We start from the raw sequence: 20,378 nt of genomic DNA, 5'->3' as shown, positions 1-20,378 counted from the left end.
TCAGTAACCAACAAATTTTCATCAATAACATTAGCCATCATTATTTTGATGCCTGGATTCGTTCGTCTTAAATTTTATAAATAGTTGAGATCGTTTTAACACTTTATTCAGGGGAATGATTTGCGTGCGCAAGCGCGACTGAAGACTACACCCACGTTCACACAGAATGGAGTGATAACAATGCGTTCAATATCAATCATCTCAAAGCTGACTGGCGTAACGAATAAAGTAGAAGCGTCTGAAATTACGCTGAACTCCCCTTCCATTGTTGAACTCAAAGCTGAACGCTCTGATATCGCCAGTATCGTGCGCTCCAGCCACGATATGATCATTACCCTGCACGATGGCGAAGTGATTACCGTAAAAAACTTTTACGCCTTCGCCGACCAGGGTGGCAACCAATTAGTGCTCGAAGACGACCAGGGCGCATTGTGGTGGGTACAAGATACCGACTCCGCATTTCACTTCGAGCATATCAATAATATTGATGAGCTGATGGCGGCTACAGGTGCAGAATCACATGATGGGGGAGCCATTTGGCCGTGGATTTTGGGTGGCGTCGCCGTCGCTGGCGGTATTGCTCTGGCCGCCGGTGGTGGCGGAGGTGGAGGCGGCGGAGGTGACGATAATAACTCGAACAACGGTGGCGGCAATCCCAACTCGCCGAACCAGCCCTCTAACGGTAATGACACCACGCCGCCCGCAGCCCCAACAAATCTGAGCGTCTCGGCAGATGGTAAAACCATAACCGGAAACGCAGAAGCTGGCAGCACCGTGACAATTACCGATGCCAACGGCCAGGTGATCGGAACCGGCACTGCCGACAGTAATGGCAATTTTTCGATTCCGCTCACAAATCCGCAAATTAGTGGCGAAGAGTTAACGGCACATGCCACCGACCCCGCCGGGAATACTGGCCCTGATAGCAGCGTGACCGCGCCTAATATTCCGTTACCGGACGCACCGACACTCACCAACGTGGTGGATGACGTCACTCCGGGATTCGGCACCATTGCCAATAATAGCCCTACTACGCCAACCAATGACAACACCCCAACACTTCTGGGCGCGGGTCAGCCAGGAACCACCGTTCATATTTATGACAATGGAACCGAAATTGGCACCGCAGTGGTTGATGCCAACGGAGGCTGGAACTTTACCCCCGCCAACGCGTTAACCGATGGTTCTCACAGTTTTACCGTCACTACCATTAATGCCAAAGGTGAAAGTGCGCATTCGGATACCTATACCGTCACTATCGACACGGTTGCCCCTGACGCGCCTGAATTAGAGCAGTTGCAGGATAATGTCGGCAAGCTGACCGGCATTATCAGCAGCGGTACCTACACCGATGAAACCAGACCGGGATTAAACGGAACCGGCGAAGTGGGCGACACCGTTACCATTTATGATAACGGCATCCAGGTTGGGCAAGCCACCGTTGGCGAAGACGGAAAATGGAGCTTTACCCCTGACCAACCGCTGGCCGACGGTAGCCACCAAATCATCGTGGTACAAACCGATGCTGCGGGGAACGTCAGTTCCGCCACCACCAGCCCAATATTTATTGTCGACCATACGCCACCTGCCGCTGCCGTCATTGAGAATGTCAGCCTCGACGGCACCACCGTTTCTGGCACCGCCGAACCCGGAACCACCATTACCATCACGGCTGCCGATGGGTCTGAACTCGGCCATGCCGATGTCGACAGCGACGGTAATTTTACTGTTGGGATCACCCCTGCGCAGACTCACGGTGAAACGCTGACAGCACACATTGAGGATCAAGCCGGTAACGTTGGCCCGGATACACCGTTTACGGCATCGACCTCCCAGTACCCAACCGTGCCAGTGCTGGATTCTGTGGACGACAATGCCGGCGCCACTATGGGTCTTCTAAGCAACGGCCAGGCCACCGACGACACCACACCAACCCTGAGCGGCACGGCTGAAGCGGGAAGTACCGTTAAAATCTTCAGCAACGGTTTGCTGCTTGATAGCGTTGTCGCTGACGGCACCGGCCACTGGACCTATACCCCATCCGCGCTGGCAGACGGTCCGCAAGAATTCACCTTTACCGCCACCAACCTGTACGGCACTAGCGGCACCTCGGCAGTCTTTACCGTCAATGTCGATACCACCCCGCCCGCAGCACCGGGTGATTTACTGGTTTCACAAGACGGCCTGCATGTCACCGGCAGCGCGGAAGCGGGCAGTGAAATCATCGTCACCGACAGTAGCGGCAACGTTCTGGGAACGGGCGTCACAGGCGCTGACGGGAGGTTTGATATTTCACCGTTAACCTCAGCACAAACCAACGGCGAACCCTTACTGGTTTCAGCGACAGACAGCGCAGACAACAAAAGTGACAACAGCACCGTCTTTGCACAAGACAGCACCCCTCCTGGGGCACCGACCAATGTGGACATCAACGATGAGGGGTCAGTGGTGACCGGTGACGCCGAGCCAGGCAGCACGGTTAATGTCACTGACAGCGACGGCACCCCACTGGGGACTGGAACAGCAGGTTCAGACGGTAGTTTTAGTATTCCGATATTCCCGCCGCAAACGGCTGGCGAAAAACTGGAAGTTTCTGCGACAGATAACGCTGGAAACACCGGGCCAGAAACACCGATTACTGCACCTGACACCACCGCGCCGGATGCTCCGGTGATTAGCGCCGTGGTGGATGATGTCCCCCTTTACACGATCGATCATCTCAGCGACGGGCAAACCACCAACGACGATAAGCCACAACTCAAAGGCACCGCCGAAGCTGGCGCAACGGTGAAAATTTATGACAACGCTACGCTGTTAAATAGCGTCACTGCCGATGAGCACGGAAACTGGAGTTATACCCCAACCACCGCACTCGCACAGGGCCTGCATAACCTGACCGTCACCGCCACCGATGCCAAAGGCAACGTCAGCCCTGAAGCGGCATTTTCGCTCACCGTTGATTCCATTGCTCCGCAAGCGCCAACCATTACGCTGGTCAGCGATGACTTCGCCCCCGTCAGCGGTTCGGTGCCAAACAATGGTTTCACCAACGACAGGACGCCAACGATCAGCGGTACCGGCGAACCCGGATCTGTCGTCACTTTGTTCGATGGCGCCAGCGCGCTGACCACCTTTACGGTCGGTGTATCAGGTACCTGGAGTTACACACCGTCAACGTTGATCGACAGCACCCACCGCTTCACGGTGAGCGCCACAGACACGGCGGGCAACACCACCGCGCCTTCCGCCGAATATGTCATCACCATCGACATTACCGTTCCGTCTGCACCCACCATTGACGGCGCAATGGATAATGTCGGAACGGTTACCGCAACGCTTGCCAACAACTCGGCGACCGACGATATCCTGCCGCAATTTAATGGCTCCGGCCCGGCTGGCAGCACCGTGACGCTGTACGATGGCCCTACCGCTATCGGCTCTATCGTGGTGGGCGGCGATGGTAAATGGAGCATTATCCCGACACAACCACTGAGCGAAGGGCCACATACCATAACGGCTGTGGCGACCGATGCCGCAGGCAACGCCAGCCCAGCCGCCAGTTTTAACCTGACGGTCGATACCACACCGCCTGTTGCGCCATCCATTACCAACGCGCAAGGGGAAGTGGGCGGAATCCCTGCGACAGTCACCAACGGTGGCAGCACGCAAAACGGCACGCCAACCCTTACCGGTTCCGGCGAAGTCGGGGCGACAATCAAAATTTATGATAATGGCGGCAGCACACCGATTGGTTCGGTGACGGTTCCCGCTGGCGGCATATGGACATTTACCCCTTCTCCGGCGCTCGCTGAAGGCTCTCACTCGCTGACTGCCGTGGCGATCGATCCCGCGGGTAACGTTGGCTTACCTTCCGCAGGCTTTACGCTGAACGTCGACTCAACACCACCAGCCGCACCAGGCACACCAACGGTCACCGATGATCATGCTCCGGTGGTTGGCACCGTCAGCAATGGTGGCAGCACCAACGACACCACGCCAACCTTCTCCGGCACTGGCGGCACAGCTGGCGATAAAATTGAAGTGTTCAACGGCAGCACAAAACTCGGCGAAACCACGGTACGGGCAGACGGCAGCTGGAGCTTTACTCCGACCACGCCGCTGACTGAACAGATTTACAACGTGACCGTCAAAGAAACGGATGCGGCAGGGAACGTCAGCCCGCCTTCTGCGGCTATTACCTTTACGGTCGACACCACCGCTTCTGCTGCACCGGTTATCGTCAATGCCGACGATAACGTAGGTGCGGTACAACAACCGCTGTTCAACAACGCGGTCACCGATGACAACACCCCAACCTTCCACGGCACCGGTGCGAATGGCGACATCATCACGCTGTACAACGGCACCACGGTGCTGGGTAGCACAACGGTTGTTGGCACAAACTGGACTATCACCCTAACGAGCCCACTGCCGAACGGCGCACTGGAGATTACCGCCACCGCAACCGATGCAGCGGGCAACCTCAGCCCATTGTCAGCAATCTTTAATCTGACTGTCGATAACACGCCGCTCACCGCTCCGGTCGTGACGGAGATTGCCGATGACGTGGGTGTGATTACCACTTCGCTGGTCAATGGCAGCTATACCGACGATACCTCCCCAGTCTTCAGCGGTACAGGTAAACCAGGTAGCACCATTACTGTTTTAGATAACGGTACACCGGTGGTGACTTCCCCCCCTATTGTTACTGTTGCTCCGGATGGTACATGGAGCTTCACGACAACACTCCCGACGGGTGTAAGCGACCACACATTCACCTTTAGTGCCAGCGATGCCACAGGAAATACCGCCGTATCACCAAATCCAATTACGTTGCATGTTGATACGCTGCCACCTGATGCTCCGCTGGTAAGTTCAGCAGATCCGAATGGCACACTGGTAAACGGGACGGCGGAACCCGGCAGCACGGTGATTATCAGGGATGCCAATACCCATGCAGTATTGGGCAGAGGCCTGGCTGATTCCACAACCGGAACCTTCTCCGTCACAATTTCGCCTGCGCAAACCACCGCTGAAGAACTGGAGGCAATTGCTCAGGATGCCGCTGGCAATCAGAGTGGCCCGACTGGCTTCATTGCCGCAGATACGAATGTTCCGCATCCGCCGACAATTGAAGTTTTGGATGACGTAGCGCCGGTCACTGGCAGAGTCGACAGCGGTGCCAGCACCAACGATAACCTGCCAACACTTAGCGGCGTGGCTGAAGACGGTGCCATGATCACCCTCTATATTGACGGCATTGCCCAGACTCCGTTCGCGGCGGGAACCGGGGGAGCCTGGAGTTACCAGTTCACTACACCGCTGACAGATGGCCCGCATACTTTTGCCGTCAGCCAGAGTGTTGGCGGTGTGTCCAGCGGCCAGACGCCGAATTTCAACATTACCGTTGATACCGTGCTACCCACAGCTCCCGCTATCACCTCCGTCACCGACGATATCGCTCCGGTAACGGGCATCATCACCAGCGGGCAGGCCACGAACGATCAGCGCCCTACCTTTACCGGCACTGGCGAAGTGGGTTCGACGATCACGATTCTTGATGGCACCACGACACTCGGCACCGCAACCGTCACCACTGGCGGTACCTGGACATTCACGCCACCAACCAATCTGGCTGAGGGTCCGCACACCATCACCGTCACCGCAACCGATGCTGTCGGAAACGTCAGCGCTCCACCTGCCAGTTTCTCGCTGATTGTTGATACCAGCGTCGCGGCGGCACCGGTTATTACGTCAGTGGTTGACGACACCAGCACGCCAGGCCCGGTGGTTTCCGGCCAGCCGACTAACGACAACACGCCAACCTTCAACGGCACCGCCGACCCGAACTCGACGCTAACCATCAGCGAAAACGGCACGGTTATCGGCACCGTTCCGGTTAATGGCGCGGGGAACTGGACGTTCACGCCAGCCACGCCGCTGGCCGATGGCAGCCACAATCTGACGCTTGTCACTACCGATGCGGCAGGCAACGTCAGCCCGCCAGCCATCTTTACTGCGGTGGTGGATACCGCTGCTCCTGTAGTGCCAGCCATAACTTTGGTGGTCGATGACCAGACTCAACCGGTGACTAACCTGACCAACGGCCAGCTCACCAGAGACACGCAGCCAACCCTCAGCGGCACCAGTGAAGCCAATGCCACGATCAATGTTTATTCTGGCGACACGCTTCTTGGCACAACAACAGCCACAGGCACCGGTACATGGTCATTCACGCCGGACGCCGGTCATCAGTTACTCCAGGGCAACAATACCCTGACGGTCAAAGCCACCGACGCCGCCGGGAATATCAGTAACTCGTCAGCAGCCTTCAGCGTAGTTGTGGATTCTGTCGCCCCAACCGCGCCAGCCATTTTGACCGTCACCGACAACACCGCGCCAAACATTGGGCCAATCACCAGCGGCCAGCCAACCAACGAAACGCGCCCTGCTATCACCGGTTCCGGCGAAGTCGGTTCGACGATCACGGTGTATGACGGTATAACCCCGCTGGGTACGGCAACCGTGGGGGCTGGCGGCACATGGAGCTTTACACCACCTTCAGCACTGCCAGGCGGTTCGCACAACCTGACCGTTACCGCTACCGATCCGGCAGGTAACGTCAGCGCACCATCCGCAGCGTTTAACGTGGTGATCGACACCACAGCGCCTGTTGCGCCAGCGATTACCACCGTCGCGGACGATGCAGGGACAGTCACCGATAATTTAACCAACGGGCAAGTGACGGACGATACCCGTCCACAAATCAACGGCACGGTAGAAGCCGGATCGACCGTCAATATCTACGACAACGGCACGTTGATTGGCACCGCAATCGTCACTGGTGGTACATGGACCTTCACACCACCACCGCTCACCAACGGCAATCACGCGTTTACGGTGACCGCGACGGACTCCGCGGGCAACGTCAGCCCGGCTTCAGGGGCGTTCAATATTGTCGTGGATACCGCCGTCCCTACCGCACCGATCGTCATCCAGGCAACTGATGATGTCGGCCCTGTGACTGGCGCGCTGGTGAATGGGCAGTCGACCAACGACAACCAACCGTTACTGAGCGGCACCGCAGAAGCCAACTCCACGGTTAAGGTTTACGACGATGGCATCCTGCTCGGCACCACCACCGCCAGCGCGGAAGGGATCTGGAGCCTGGCCCCCCCTAATCCGCTACCCGATCGCACCCATGTTTTCACCGCCACCTCAACCGATGCGGCGGGCAACGTCGGGGCGATTTCGGGAAGCTTTACACTGACTATCGACACGGTGCTGCCAATCACGCCCGTGCTCACCTCCGTGGTGGACGACGTGGCTGGGTTTAACGGCTCACTCAGCAACGGACAAATCACCAACGACGCACGCCCAACGCTGAACGGCACCGGCGAACCAGGCAGCACCCTCGCTATCTTTGATGGAGCGATACAAATTGGCACGGTGACCGTTCCGGCAAGTGGCACCTGGACATTTACCCCAGCCACACCGCTGGCTACCGGCGCGCATACCTTCACCCTCACCGCCACCGACGCGGCGGGTAACGTCACCACCCCAACTCCGGGCTTTACCATCACGGTGGATACCAGCGCGCCAAACGCGCCGCTTATCACCACGGTTGTTGACGATGTCGGCACCGTGACCGGCCCGGTTGCCAACAACCAGACCACCAACGACACGCTGCCAACGCTTAACGGCACAGCCGAAGCAGGTGCTACGGTGGCGATTTACGACAACGGCAACCTGGTCACCAGCGTCACTGCCGACGGTAGCGGCAACTGGACTTACCCACTGACCACCGCGCTGACCGAAGGCAACCACACCTTCACCGTGACGGCCACCGATCTGGCAGGCAATACCAGCGCCAACTCGCTGCCAGCGGTGATTATTGTCGATACCACGCCGCCTGCCGCACCAACGGGCATGGTGGTCAACGCCACCGGGACAATCGTCACCGGGAATGCCGAAGCGGGCAGCACCGTCACCATATCCAGCGGCGGAACGGTTCTCGGCAGCGCTACGGCGGACGGTAACGGTAAGTTCAGCGTGACGATAACGCCCGCGCAAACTAACGGCGAATCCCTACAAGCTGCGGCGACGGATAGCGCGGGTAACCTGGGTGCATCGGCTGGATTTGCTGCGCCAAACACTGCATTACCAGGCGTGCCGGTGATTACCACCGTGTTGGATAATTTCGCTCCCGTTACCGGAACGGTTAACAACGGGCAAAGCACCAACGATGCCACGCCGACCATTAACGGCACGGCAGACATCGGTGCAACCGTCAGTATCTACAACAATGGCGTGTTGATGGGCAGCGTGGTGGCGACGGACGGCACCTGGAGTTACACGCCATCTGCGCTCACCGAAGGTTCACACGCCTTCACCGCTACCGCCACCAACCCGAATGGCACCGGCAGCCCGTCAACGGCGCTCACCGTGATCGTTGATACCATCGCCCCACTGACACCAACCGCGACCATCAGTGCAGACGGCACCACCATCAGCGGTTCGGCGGAAGCCAACAGCACGGTGAACATTACCTTGCCGAGCGGCACCGTTATCACCACCACCGCTAACGGCAGCGGAAGCTACACCCTGACACTGCCAACGCGCGAAATTGGCGGCGAGCAGTTATCCGTCACCGCCACCGATGCGGCAGGCAACACCTCGCCATCGGTCACTGCAACCGCACCGACTCTGCCACTGGCCGCCGATGACAACGTGGTCAACCTGGCGCTGACCAGCAGCGCCGTCGTTTCACCGCCAGAGCATTACAGCGATTACGGCGTGCTGTTGGTCGGGGTGCTGGGCGACACAGTACAGGTGCTCGGCAACGATACCGCGCAAGTAGGCTTTACGGTTAACGCGGGTGGCACTGCCAATATCACGATTGATGCCGCCGCTACAGGTGTGGTACTGACACTGCTCAACACGATGGAAGTGGTGATTCAGCAATTTGTCGGCGGAGCCTGGACTACGGTAATCGATTCGCGACTGCCACAGTTTGCCAACCTGCTAACGCTGGGTGCCAGCGGCGTAACACTGAATGTCACCGGGCTGGAAGAAGGCACTTATCGGGTGCTGAGCTACAACACCAGCCTGCTGGCGACCGGCTCTTTCACCAGCCTTGATGTCAGTATTGAGCAAATCAGTGGCGGGACAGTCAGCGGGGAAACGACCCATCCGGGGAACGTGATCACCGATATTGATCCGAACAGCGGCCAGGACACCGCGCCGACAGGCACTGTTGTGACATCGGTGACCAACTCGCAGGGTGTCACCACCCAGATTGGCGCAGGCGGCGCGGATATCGCAGGTGAATACGGCACGCTGCATATCAACCAGGACGGAAGTTACACCTACACCCTGACGGACACCTCTGCCTCGGTACTGGGTAGCACAGAAAACTTCACTTACATCATCACCCATAATGGCGTCAGTGATTCGGCGCAGTTGGTGGTGACACTCGGCAACCCAACGCCTGCCAGCACAGTGACCGCCACCGATAACACGGCGGCGCTGACCTACAACACCGATGTGGAAGCGGTAGACCACGGGGCTTCACAGCAAAGTGGTTTCTCAGTGCTGAGCGTCGGTGTGGGAAATGTGCTGAGCCTCAGCGCGTTAGCCAATATGGCGAACCCGATACTCTTTGATGTCGATGAAGGTTCAACGCGCACCATGACGTTGCAGGCGAGCGTTGGCGGGGTCGCATTACTCTCCACCTTCGATCTCTATGTCTACAAGTTCAACGATGTGACTCAGCAGTATGAGCAATATCGGGTGGTCAATACCTGGCTTACCGCACCATTGCTGGGCGGCACCTCATCGCAATTAACCCTGACGCTGCCAGGTGGCGAGTATCTGTTCTTGCTCAAAAATGCCAGCGGTGTGGCGGCGCTAACCGGCTATACGCTGAATATTCTGCAAGACCATACTTATGCGGTGGAGAGCGTCACAGCCAGTACCAGCGGCAATGTGATGAATGATGATATTCATCCGGTAGATAGCCACATTACTCAGGTGAATGGCGTCGCCATTGCGGGAACAGGCACCACCACCATTATTGGTGAATACGGCACGCTGACCATTGATGCGGCAGGTAACTACACCTACAAACTGAACAGCGGCCTGGGCGCGGACAGCATCAAAACGCCTGACAGCTTTGTTTACACCATCACCGCACCAAACGGTGATACCGACACCGCCTCGCTGAATGTCACTGCCACGCCGCATACCGTGGATGCGTTTGATGACAGCAGCACTGTGATGGCGGTGAACACCGCGCAAAATACGGCGGTTTATTCGGATACCAGCGTGGGGTCGGCATCGTGGACAACCCTGGTAATCCCGTCATCAGGAAGCGGCAACGGGACTTTTGCGGTTGGCGCTAACGAAGTTCTGCATAACCCAGTTTTACATTTTACGGTGCAATCATTGCTTTCTTTGGGTGGCTTGAACGTTGACTGGAACATCACTAACAGCTCAGGCACCGTGGTAAGAAACGGTTCATTCAGCGGTGGCATATTGTTAGGCGGCGTGGCGAATATTGATTTGGCAGGGCTGGATCTGCAATCGGGTACCTACACGTTAAATTACACTGGGCGAGTCGGTGTTCTTGGTGCCGGACAAATCACCATCACGCCAACTATCACCGGTACCACCATTGATCTGGACAGCTATTCAACGCTTGCCGGTAACACGGTTCACGGCAATATCTACGACGGTACGGAAGCCTCAGGCGCTGCCGATCAGCTCGGTACCGTTCACACCCTGCTGAGTATTACCGGCTTCAACGGCACGACGACCACGCTTGATCCGCTAACCAGTAGCAATTCAACCGCCACGATTCAGGGGCATTACGGAACGCTGGTGATGGGGATTGATGGTGCGTACACCTACACCCTCAATAGCGGGCTTTCTCCGGCGTCGATGACCACCAAAGAGACCTTCACCTACACGCTAAATGACCAGAACGGCCATAGTGACAGCGCCACGTTAACCATCAATATGAGCCCGCAATTCGTCAGCACCGCGCAAAGCGATGTGATTACCGGCTCGGCTTATGGCGACACGCTGATTTATCACCTGTTAACCAGCGCAAGTGCGACCGGCGGCAACAGTGCCGATACCTGGCACAACTTCTCGGCGGCACAAGGCGACACGATCAACGTTCACGACCTGCTGACCGGCTGGAATGGGCAGGCCGCCACACTGGGCAATTACCTCAACGTCACCACCAGCGGCAATAACACCGTTATTTCCATTGATCGCGACGGCACAGGCGGCACCTACAACTCAACCACGCTCGTTACCCTGGAGAACACGCACGTCACGCTCGATGAACTGGTACAGCAGCACCACATTATTACCTAAAAAAGTGGTGGATGACGCTAGCGCTTACCCCCGACATGTAGGTCGGATAAGCGCAGCGTCATCCGACAAAAATCAGACAAAATCAGGCAAGCAATAGCAACACTAATTAGAACGTAGTGACTTTTAAAAGGGACAAACTATGGGAAAATTACAGCCGTTTGCACTGTGGCTGGCATGCAGCCTATGTGTAGCCCAAACGCATGCCGAAGAGACGCCACAGTTCATCACCACTGAGGGGCTTGCTCAACAACACGAACTGCCAAACCTTGACGGCTCGTCATCCCTGCCGCTCAACGCGCCTGCGCCCGGAACGCTCACGCTCAACGACGCCGTTAACCGCGCGGTAAACTGGCACCCGAGCATTCACGAAGCCATCGGCAAACTTTACGGCCAGTCCGAACAGGTCAACGTCGCGAAATCCAAATACTATCCGCAAATCAGCGCGGGCATGAATAACGGCTACAGCAACGGCTACACCGACAGCGGTTTCAGCCCGTCGCTGGTGCTTTCCATCTCACAAATGCTCTACGACTTCGGCAAAGTCTCAAGCCAGGTACGCGCCGAAAGCGCAGGCGTGGCGCAAGAACAGGCCAACGTGCTGGTGAGTATTGATAACGTCGGCCACGACACCGCCGTTTCCCTGGTTCAGGCGCAGATGTGGCAACAAATGGTCGATATCGCCAAAGATCAGCTCGAAGCGCTGAGCGCGATTGGCCGTTTGACCGAACAGCGCAACAACGAAGGTGCCACGTCGATGTCCGATGTGGTGCAAACCAACGCCCGTATTGAATCCGCCCGCTCGCAACTGATTCAATACCAGGCCAACCTCGACAGCGCACAGGCCACATTAATGAGCTGGCTGGGCTGGAATAGCCTCAACGGTATTAGCAACGACTTCCCGGACAAACTCAGCAAGAGCTGCGACGTTGCCAAACCGGATGACCGCTTAGTGCCTGCCGTTCTCGCCTCCTGGGCGCAGGCCAGCGTCGCGCAGGCGAATCTGGATTACGCCAACGCGCAGATGACGCCAACCATTTCACTGGAACCGCAGGTTCAGCACTATCTCAACGACAAATATGCCAGCCACGAAGTGCTGGATCGCACGCAATACTCGGCGTTTATCAAAGTTGAAATGCCGATTTATCAGGGGGGGGGATTAACCGCCCGCCGCAACGCCGCAAGCCATGCTGTTGAAGCCGCGCAATCCGGCGTTCAGCGCACACGCCTGGATATTCGCCAGAAGTTAATGGAATCGCGCAGCCAGGCGCTTGGCCTGATGGGGGCCATTCAAGTCCTGCAACGCCAGGAAGAGTTAAGCGCACAAACGCGCGAACTGTATCAACAGCAATATCTCGGCCTGGGTTCGCGCCCGCTGCTGGATGTGCTTAACGCCGAACAGGAAGTTTTCCAGGCACGCTTCGCTCGACAACAAACCCTGAGCCAACTTCATCAATTGCAGCTCAACTGCCTGTATAACAGCGGCCGGTTGCGCAACGCATTTGGCCTGGAGCATCGCACCATCCAGTCACTGGAGATCCAGCCATGAGCAAAATCCCCCCTGCTGTTGATGAACGGCTGACTGAACAGTCACTGAGCCACTGGGCGCAAGCCATTAGCCACGTTGCCGCCCATTACCGCGTGGTCTGTTCGCCAGGCACCATTCAGGCCAACGCCCCGTGGTTTAAAGACAAAGGCATGCTTGCGGCTCTCACACAGTTATCGCGCCAGGCGGGGCTTTCTTTTCACCTGCTGAACGTGCCGGAACTGGCGATTGCCCAATGGCGGCTGCCGATAGTGGTGGATTTAAAAAACGGCCAACTGGCGGTTATCGAGCATTTTGACGGCGCAGATACCGTGGATATTTGCCTTATCGATGGCGAACACCAGACCAACCGCGTGGCACTCAGCGAACTGCTGCCGGACATCCGTTTTATTGCCGCGCTGCGCCCGCTTTCGGCCCTGAAAGACAGCCGCGTTGATGCGTATATTTCGCGCTTTAGCCCGGACTGGTTAAAAGAGCTGGTGATGCAGGATCTCCGGCCATACGGCCCGGTGATGCTGGCGGCGTTCCTCGTTAACGTGTTGTCGCTTGCCGGGATTATTTTCTCGATGCAGGTCTACGATCGGGTGATTCCGGCGCAATCCTACCCGACGCTGTATGTGCTGGCGTCCGGCGTATTACTGGCGGTGGTGTTTGGCTTCCTGCTGCGCGTGGCGCGTGGCCATATTATGGATGTACTCGGCAAACGGGCCGATATGCGGGTTTCCGACCGCGTGTTTAGCCATGCACTACGCCTGCGTAACAGTGCGGTTCCCCGCTCCACCGGCAGCTTTATTTCGCAGCTTCGCGAGCTGGAGCAAATCCGCGAGATGGTCACCTCATCAACCATCTCAACCCTCGTCGATTTACCGTTCTTCTTTATGTTTATCATCGTGCTGGCGATCATCGCGCCGCAACTGGCATGGATTGCACCCGTCGCCGCCATCCTGATGGTGCTGCCTGGTATTTTGCTGCAAAAGAAGCTGGCGATGCTGGCGAACCAGTCGGCGCACGAAGCCACTTTGCGCAATGCGGTGCTGGTTGAAAGTGTGCAAGGGCTGGAAGACATCAAACTGATGCAGGCAGAAAACCGCTTCCTGCAACAATGGAACAGCTACATCCGCATTACCGCGGAATCCGGCCTGCGGACTCGCCAGATTTCGCAAGGGTTGATCAGCTGGGGGATCACCATTCAAAGCCTGGTTTACGCGGCGGTAATCCTGTTTGGCGCACCGCTGGTGATTGAAGGCGATATGACCACCGGCGCGATGGTGGCCGCGTCAATGCTGGCGTCACGCATGATTGCGCCGATGGCAAACCTGTGCGGCGTGCTGGCGCGCTGGCAACAAGTGAAAGCGGCGAAACAAGGGTTGGACAGCATTATGCAGTTGCCAGTCGAAACCCAACGCGATGAAAGCCTGGTGCATCAGGATATTTTCCACGGCCACTATCTGTTTGAAAACGCACAGTTCCGCTACCACAGCGACGACCAACGCATTCCGCTACGCATCTCACATTTAGAGATCCTGCCTGGTGAAAGAATCGCGGTGCTGGGGCGCAACGGCGCGGGCAAATCCACGTTGCTTCAGGCCTTAGCGGGCGGCATCGATTTGATGAGTGGCGATGCGCGGCTCGACAACCTGAGCATGACGCAAATCGACATGGCTGATTTGCGGCGCAACATTGGCTTCCTGAGCCAGAACGCGCGGCTGTTTTACGGCACATTACGTGAAAACCTGACGCTGGGCGCACCGCACGCCAGCGATGAAGAAATCTTCGAAGTACTGGAAATCAGCGGCGCGGGCAATTTTGTCAAGCACCTGGCCAAAGGCCTCGACCACAGCATTATGGAAGGTGGCACCGGGCTGTCTGGCGGGCAACGCCAGTCCATCTTGCTGGCGCGTATGCTGCTGCGCTCACCGAACATCGTACTGCTCGACGAACCCACCGCCTCTCTTGATGACCACACCGAACGCGAATTTATTCAGCGCCTCGGGCTTTGGCTTGGCAACCGCACCTTGATTGTCGCTACCCATCGGGTGCCGATGCTGGAGCTGGTGGAGCGGGTGCTGGTTCTGAAGGAAGGACAACTGGTGATGGACGCACCGAAAGCCCAGGCGCTGAGTAACAGCCGCGCCGCAGCACAGGCAAACGGAAGGGAGTGGAAAAATGAAAACCAGTCAGCATGATGCCGCAATGGACGACCCGGATATCCAGCGTGAAAACGAGTTTTCCGGCGCGAGCCGCATTATCACTCTTAGCGTTTTACTGTTTATTTTGCTCGGCGTGTGGGCATGGTTTGGCACGCTTGATGAGGTTTCGACCGGCACCGGAAAAGTGGTTCCCAGCTCGCGCGAGCAAATCCTTCAGTCGCTCGACGGCGGCATCGTCACCCAGTTGCTGGTGCACGAAGGCGACAAAGTTGAAGCCGGGCAAATCGTTGCCCAACTCGACCCCACGCGTTCGCAATCGAACGTCGGCGAAAGTGCCGCACGTTACCGCGCATCACTGGCATCCAGCGTGCGGTTGAATGCAGAAGTGAACGACCTGCCGCTGGTCTTCCCCGACTCGCTAAAAGCCTGGCCGGAGCTAACCGCATCCGAAACCCGGCTATATAAAAGCCGCCGCGCACAACTTAACGACTCGGCTGCGGATATTAAAGACGCGCTGGTTTCGGTCAATCAAGAGCTGGGCATAACCCAACGCCTGGCAAAAAGCGGTGCCGCCAGTAACGTGGAAGTGCTGCGCTTGCAGCGGCAAAAAAGCGACCTGCAACTCAAAATCACCGACCTGCGTTCACAATATTACGTACAAGCCCGCGAGGAGCTTTCCAAAGCGAACGCCGAAGTGGATATGCTTTCAGCGGTTATCAAAGGCCGTGAAGATTCGGTATCGCGCATGACGGTACGTTCGCCGATGCGCGGCATCGTCAAAAATATCCAGGTAACGACCATTGGTGGCGTGATCCCGCCAAACGGCGAAATGATGGAAATCGTGCCGCTCGATGACCACTTGCTGATTGAGGCGCGCCTCTCACCGCGTGACATCGCGTTTATCCACCCAGGCCAGCGTGCGCTGGTGAAAGTCACTGCCTACGATTACGCCATTTACGGCGGGCTGGAGGGCATCGTTGAAACCATCTCGCCGGACACCATTCAGGACAAAGTGAAACCAGAAATCGTCTATTACCGGGTGTTTATCCGCACCCAACAGGACTACCTGGTGAACAAAGCCGGACACCATTTTTCAATTTCGCCAGGTATGGTCGCCACCGTCGACATTAAAACCGGGCAAAAAACCATTGTCGACTACCTGATTAAACCGTTTAACCGCGCCCGTGAAGCGCTACGTGAACGTTAACAAACTCAAGGGGTAGTAAGTGACGCTACAACTCTGTTATACTTACAAAACACTTGTGGGGCTGATTCTGGATTCGACGGGATTCGCGAAACCCAAGGTGCATGCCGAGGGGCGGTTTGCCTCGTAAAAAGCCGCAAAAAAATAGTCGCAAACGACGAAAACTACGCACTAGCAGCTTAATACCCTGCTTAGAGCCTTCTCTCCCTAGCTTCCGCTCTTAAGACGGGGATCAAGAGAAGTCAAACCCAAAAGAGATCGTGTGTAAACCTTGCCTGGGGTTGAAGCACTAAAACTAATCAGGATAGTTTGGTAATGGCGTGTCTATCCGCAGTTGCCCGGCGAATGTAAAGATATGACTAAGCATGTAGTACCGACGGCGTAGTAATTTCGGACGGGGGTTCAACTCCCCCCAGCTCCACCAAAATTCTCCCTCAACGATTACCAGAGTCGTCCGAGGAAGTCCTAGAAGCCCGCACGGCGTAAGCCCTGCGGGCTTTTTTGTATCTGTTATTTGTCCGTAACCATCCGAGATGATCCGCCTGAATCCAGAGAGAATTGGTACACGTTTAGGTACACGCTATACTGTAGGCCTAAAAACGTGTACCAATTATGGAAGGAATCCAGCTATGGCGCGGCTAACCCGCCCTCTCACTAACAATGAAATACTCAAAGCAAAACCTCGTGAGAAAGACTTCACCCTTCATGATGGTGACGGTCTTTTCCTGCTCGTAAAAATCTCGGGTAAAAAGTTATGGCGTTTTCGCTACCAGAGACCCGGAACTAGCAGCCGTACCAATTTGAGCTTAGGCTCTTACCCTGCCCTATCTCTCGCAGTCGCACGCCAGATGCGCGACCAAAATCTCACCTTGCTTGCCCAAGGAATAGACCCACAACAACAACAAGAGCAAGCAACTGAGCAGCGCAAAATTGAGCTGGACAGTATTTTCTCAGTTGTCGCTGCAAATTGGTTCCAGCTCAAAAGCAAAAGCGTCACGGAGGATTATGCGAAAGATATTTGGCGTTCTCTTGATAAAGACGTATTCCCTGCAATTGGGGAGATCCCTGTTCAGGAAATCAAAGCCAGAACGTTAGTTGAAGCGCTGGAACCCATCAAAGCACGTGGAGCACTAGAAACAGTTCGCCGCCTGGTACAGCGCGTTAATGAAATAATGATTTATGCAGTTAACACTGGTTTGATTGATTCAAACCCAGCATCCGGTGTTGGTATGGCTTTTGAGAGACCTAAAAAGCAAAACATGCCAACATTGCGACCAGAAGAACTGCCAAAGCTGATGCGCTCGCTAGTAATGTCTAACCTTTCAGTTTCGACTCGTTGCCTAATCGAATGGCAACTCCTGACTCTTGTGCGCCCTTCTGAGGCATCCGGCACTCGATGGGAAGAAATCGATCTCGATGCCAAGCTTTGGACAATTCCAGCAGAACGGATGAAGGGTAAGCGTGAGCACATTGTTCCTTTATCTCCTCAGGCGTTAGATATTCTGGAGGTAATGAAGGCTATCAGCGCTCATCGAGAACATGTGTTCCCAAGTAGAAATGATCCAAAGCAACCAATGAATAGCCAGACAGCTAACGCTGCTATAAAGCGCATCGGATATGGAGGTAGGCTAGTTGCACATGGGTTACGTTCTATAGCTAGTACCGCGATGAATGAAGCTGAATTGAACCCTGATGTCATTGAAGCAGCACTGGCTCATAGCGATAAAAATGAAGTTAGAAAAGCTTATAACCGTTCAACATATTTAACCCAACGTGTTGAGTTAATGGATTGGTGGGGGAGAAAAGTTAAGTCTTAGAGACTGGGACAGTAGTCCCAGCTCCATTTAGCTTAATTAAAAAAACAATGAATCATCACCATATAATGCCAATTTATTGTAAGCAACATAATGGTCATCTAAATTTTTCCCAACAACTAAACAAAGTTGCTTATCTTGTCTACCTATCGACTCGTTAGCACAGCCATCAGAGAAATTCATTGCTTCTTTTTGGTTCTGATTACAATATACAAAATAACAAAAACCATATTTGGCAAAGATACCTGAGGAATAAATAACTGAATTTATATGACCTGGAACTCTCCAGTTCTTTCTTACATTTCTTTTTGTTTCATTAATCATTTTACAAATAACCAACTGCTCATTTGGATGTATTTTATTTAGTAATAATGATAGTTCTAACCATCTATATGTTTTTCTAACTTCCAACTGTGCAAGTATATCCATAAATATTTTTGTAGTTTTAGGCTTAGGCTTATCTATTTGGATACCATTGTCTAATGAAATATAATAATCATCAATTTTCTGAGACATAGCTGTTAAAATAAGATTGGTTTTTTCATCTGATTCCTCCAAACAAAAAAGAGTATCCAAGTAAGTTCCAAGTAAATCTAACTCATCTCCAAAATAATTATACTCCTCCTCTATCCTTTGACGTGAATCTATATAATGCAATATAAATGCAGGTTTTTCTAAGATATCAATAATAGTTTCAAAATCGGCCAGGCACATTGATGGGCATGATTCTAAATCTTCTGGGAACCATCCAGTCTCTTTTATTTTTTGCATATTTGATTGCATGGCTCCAAAAGTTTCCAAGGAAACAGAAACACGAAAAATTCTTTTTATCTTCCTAAGTCCATCTCCTAACTGCTTTGTAAGATCATCTTCAATCTCACTATTTTCATTTAAATAAATTAACCTATTCTTCAATCTTTGTGACTGTAAGCATGGACTGACAATCAACTCATTTATATGTTTTTTAAGACGATCTGGTGCACCACGTAAGGCTGGCTTAGATATTTTACCGGACTTAGCTTCAAAAATAATAGCAAACGAATCTATAAGTGTTAAAACATCCGTTTCATAGACTTGGCCATCTAACGACCATTTAAGACCATTGAAAATCACAGCCTCATTAAACTTGGAAGTTATGATTTCATTAATTTTACTTTCAAGATACAATCCTTTTCTATCTGACAATGCCAAGCCAGAAAAAGAAGAAACCAACTCGTCGAATATAGGGATTATGAAACTAAAAAATACTTGTGGAATAAAACAATAAAACTCAGACTCACTTATTTTAATCAAAGGCTTATGCCAAACTGGATTATCGAGGATTAAGTGCTCCTTATTATAGCCCTCCAACCCTCCTCTCTCGAGAGAGAACTGTTTCTGTATGCTTTTCACTTCATCAATAGAAAGACCTGTATCAGTAGATATTCTTGCATCATTGAAAAAAAACAAACCCTCATCATAAGTCATACATTTAATCAGCAAAGAATCCAATAAAGATTCTTTATTGGCCGCAAAAATATCGACTCCCATAAGCTCTATGAATTCATCTTCATTAATTTTATTTAATACAATATCACGCAAAGCAACTTCATTTAGCTTGTAATAACCATGCAACTTTAAAATACTATCGTTAATATTATTTTCAATAGACCGCATCAGATATTCAAAAAATACAATAGAACTCGTCACGCTGAAACCATAGTTTTCTTTTAATTTTTCATCAAAATGGCTATAAAGTTCTAATGATATTTTTTTTACTTGAGAGTAATACCCCCAGTTTCGTACTGCTGTAGTCTGCCCCTGAATCAAACTACGCATTAAGAAAGCACTTTTTTCCTCATCACTTTCGAGATCCAACCCACCATCAAACCTCGATAGCATATTTGTAGAAAATATATAATCCAAACTATTTTTAACTTCACTAAAATTTTCACTGGTTGTTTTCGCTTTTGAGTCAAGAGCATCATGAGGAAGTGTCAAGAAAAGAGCCTGAACATATTCAATATAAAATTGAGGGATTTCAATTTGACTATCTTTAATAGACACTCCATTTTTTTCATCAACAGGAGACAACGAACTTGTTACAAACCCTGATAATAAATGCAATGGATTTAATTCTTTAATTAACTCTACAAGTTCAACCTTTAATGCTGGTAATTTTTCCTTTGCTTCTGAAAAAGATGCACCAACTAATTCTTTTATTTTATCTTGGCTCATGTTTTTAAAAGGACTTTCAATTTCAGTTAAATCATTGGAGCCATTAATTTTAAAAGGCTTATTAC

Annotated in this window: 6 protein-coding genes and 1 other RNA gene; 6 read left to right on the top strand and 1 reads right to left on the bottom strand. The window is 53.4% G+C overall.

Annotated elements, in window-relative coordinates; translation table 11 throughout:
- The first annotated feature begins 180 nt into the window (after nucleotides 1-180).
- The 6 genes from MES37_RS09365 to MES37_RS09340 all read left to right on the top strand — a co-directional run bounded on the left by MES37_RS09365 (nucleotide 181) and on the right by MES37_RS09340 (nucleotide 18,099).
- On the top strand, nucleotides 181-11,385 hold the full coding sequence (locus tag MES37_RS09365) for a BapA/Bap/LapF family large adhesin (RefSeq protein WP_237931177.1): 11,205 nt from the start codon (nucleotides 181-183) through the stop codon (nucleotides 11,383-11,385).
- Nucleotides 11,386-11,524: 139 nt separating this feature from the next.
- Nucleotides 11,525-12,931: a TolC family outer membrane protein gene (locus tag MES37_RS09360; RefSeq protein ID WP_237931176.1), complete on the top strand. Its 1,407-nt coding sequence runs from the start codon at nucleotides 11,525-11,527 to the stop codon at nucleotides 12,929-12,931.
- The gene (locus tag MES37_RS09355; protein WP_237931172.1) at nucleotides 12,928-15,114 is read left to right on the top strand and encodes a type I secretion system permease/ATPase; all 2,187 of its coding nucleotides are present in this window, start codon (nucleotides 12,928-12,930) and stop codon (nucleotides 15,112-15,114) included. The genes MES37_RS09360 and MES37_RS09355 overlap by 4 nt, the downstream gene beginning before the upstream one ends.
- Nucleotides 15,115-15,121: 7 nt before the next feature.
- The gene (locus MES37_RS09350) at nucleotides 15,122-16,285 is read left to right on the top strand and encodes an HlyD family type I secretion periplasmic adaptor subunit (RefSeq protein ID WP_133522939.1); all 1,164 of its coding nucleotides are present in this window, start codon (nucleotides 15,122-15,124) and stop codon (nucleotides 16,283-16,285) included.
- A 57-nt stretch (nucleotides 16,286-16,342) separates the two neighbouring features.
- Nucleotides 16,343-16,706, top strand: a transfer-messenger RNA (tmRNA) gene (gene ssrA, locus MES37_RS09345).
- A gap of 205 nt (nucleotides 16,707-16,911) precedes the next feature.
- Nucleotides 16,912-18,099, top strand: coding sequence for an integrase domain-containing protein (locus MES37_RS09340; RefSeq protein WP_237931170.1), 1,188 nt, complete (start codon nucleotides 16,912-16,914; stop codon nucleotides 18,097-18,099).
- Nucleotides 18,100-18,135: 36 nt separating this feature from the next.
- Here the strand turns inward: MES37_RS09340 and MES37_RS09335 are convergent.
- On the bottom strand, nucleotides 18,136-20,378 hold a 2,243-nt coding region (locus MES37_RS09335), incomplete at its 5' end, for a hypothetical protein (RefSeq protein ID WP_237931169.1).

The sequence above is a fragment of the Buttiauxella sp. S19-1 genome, from assembly GCF_022134725.1.
GTDB lineage: Bacteria > Pseudomonadota > Gammaproteobacteria > Enterobacterales > Enterobacteriaceae > Buttiauxella > Buttiauxella ferragutiae.
Note: the sequence above shows the minus strand (reverse complement) of the source record. Positions and strands in the feature narration are given on the sequence as shown.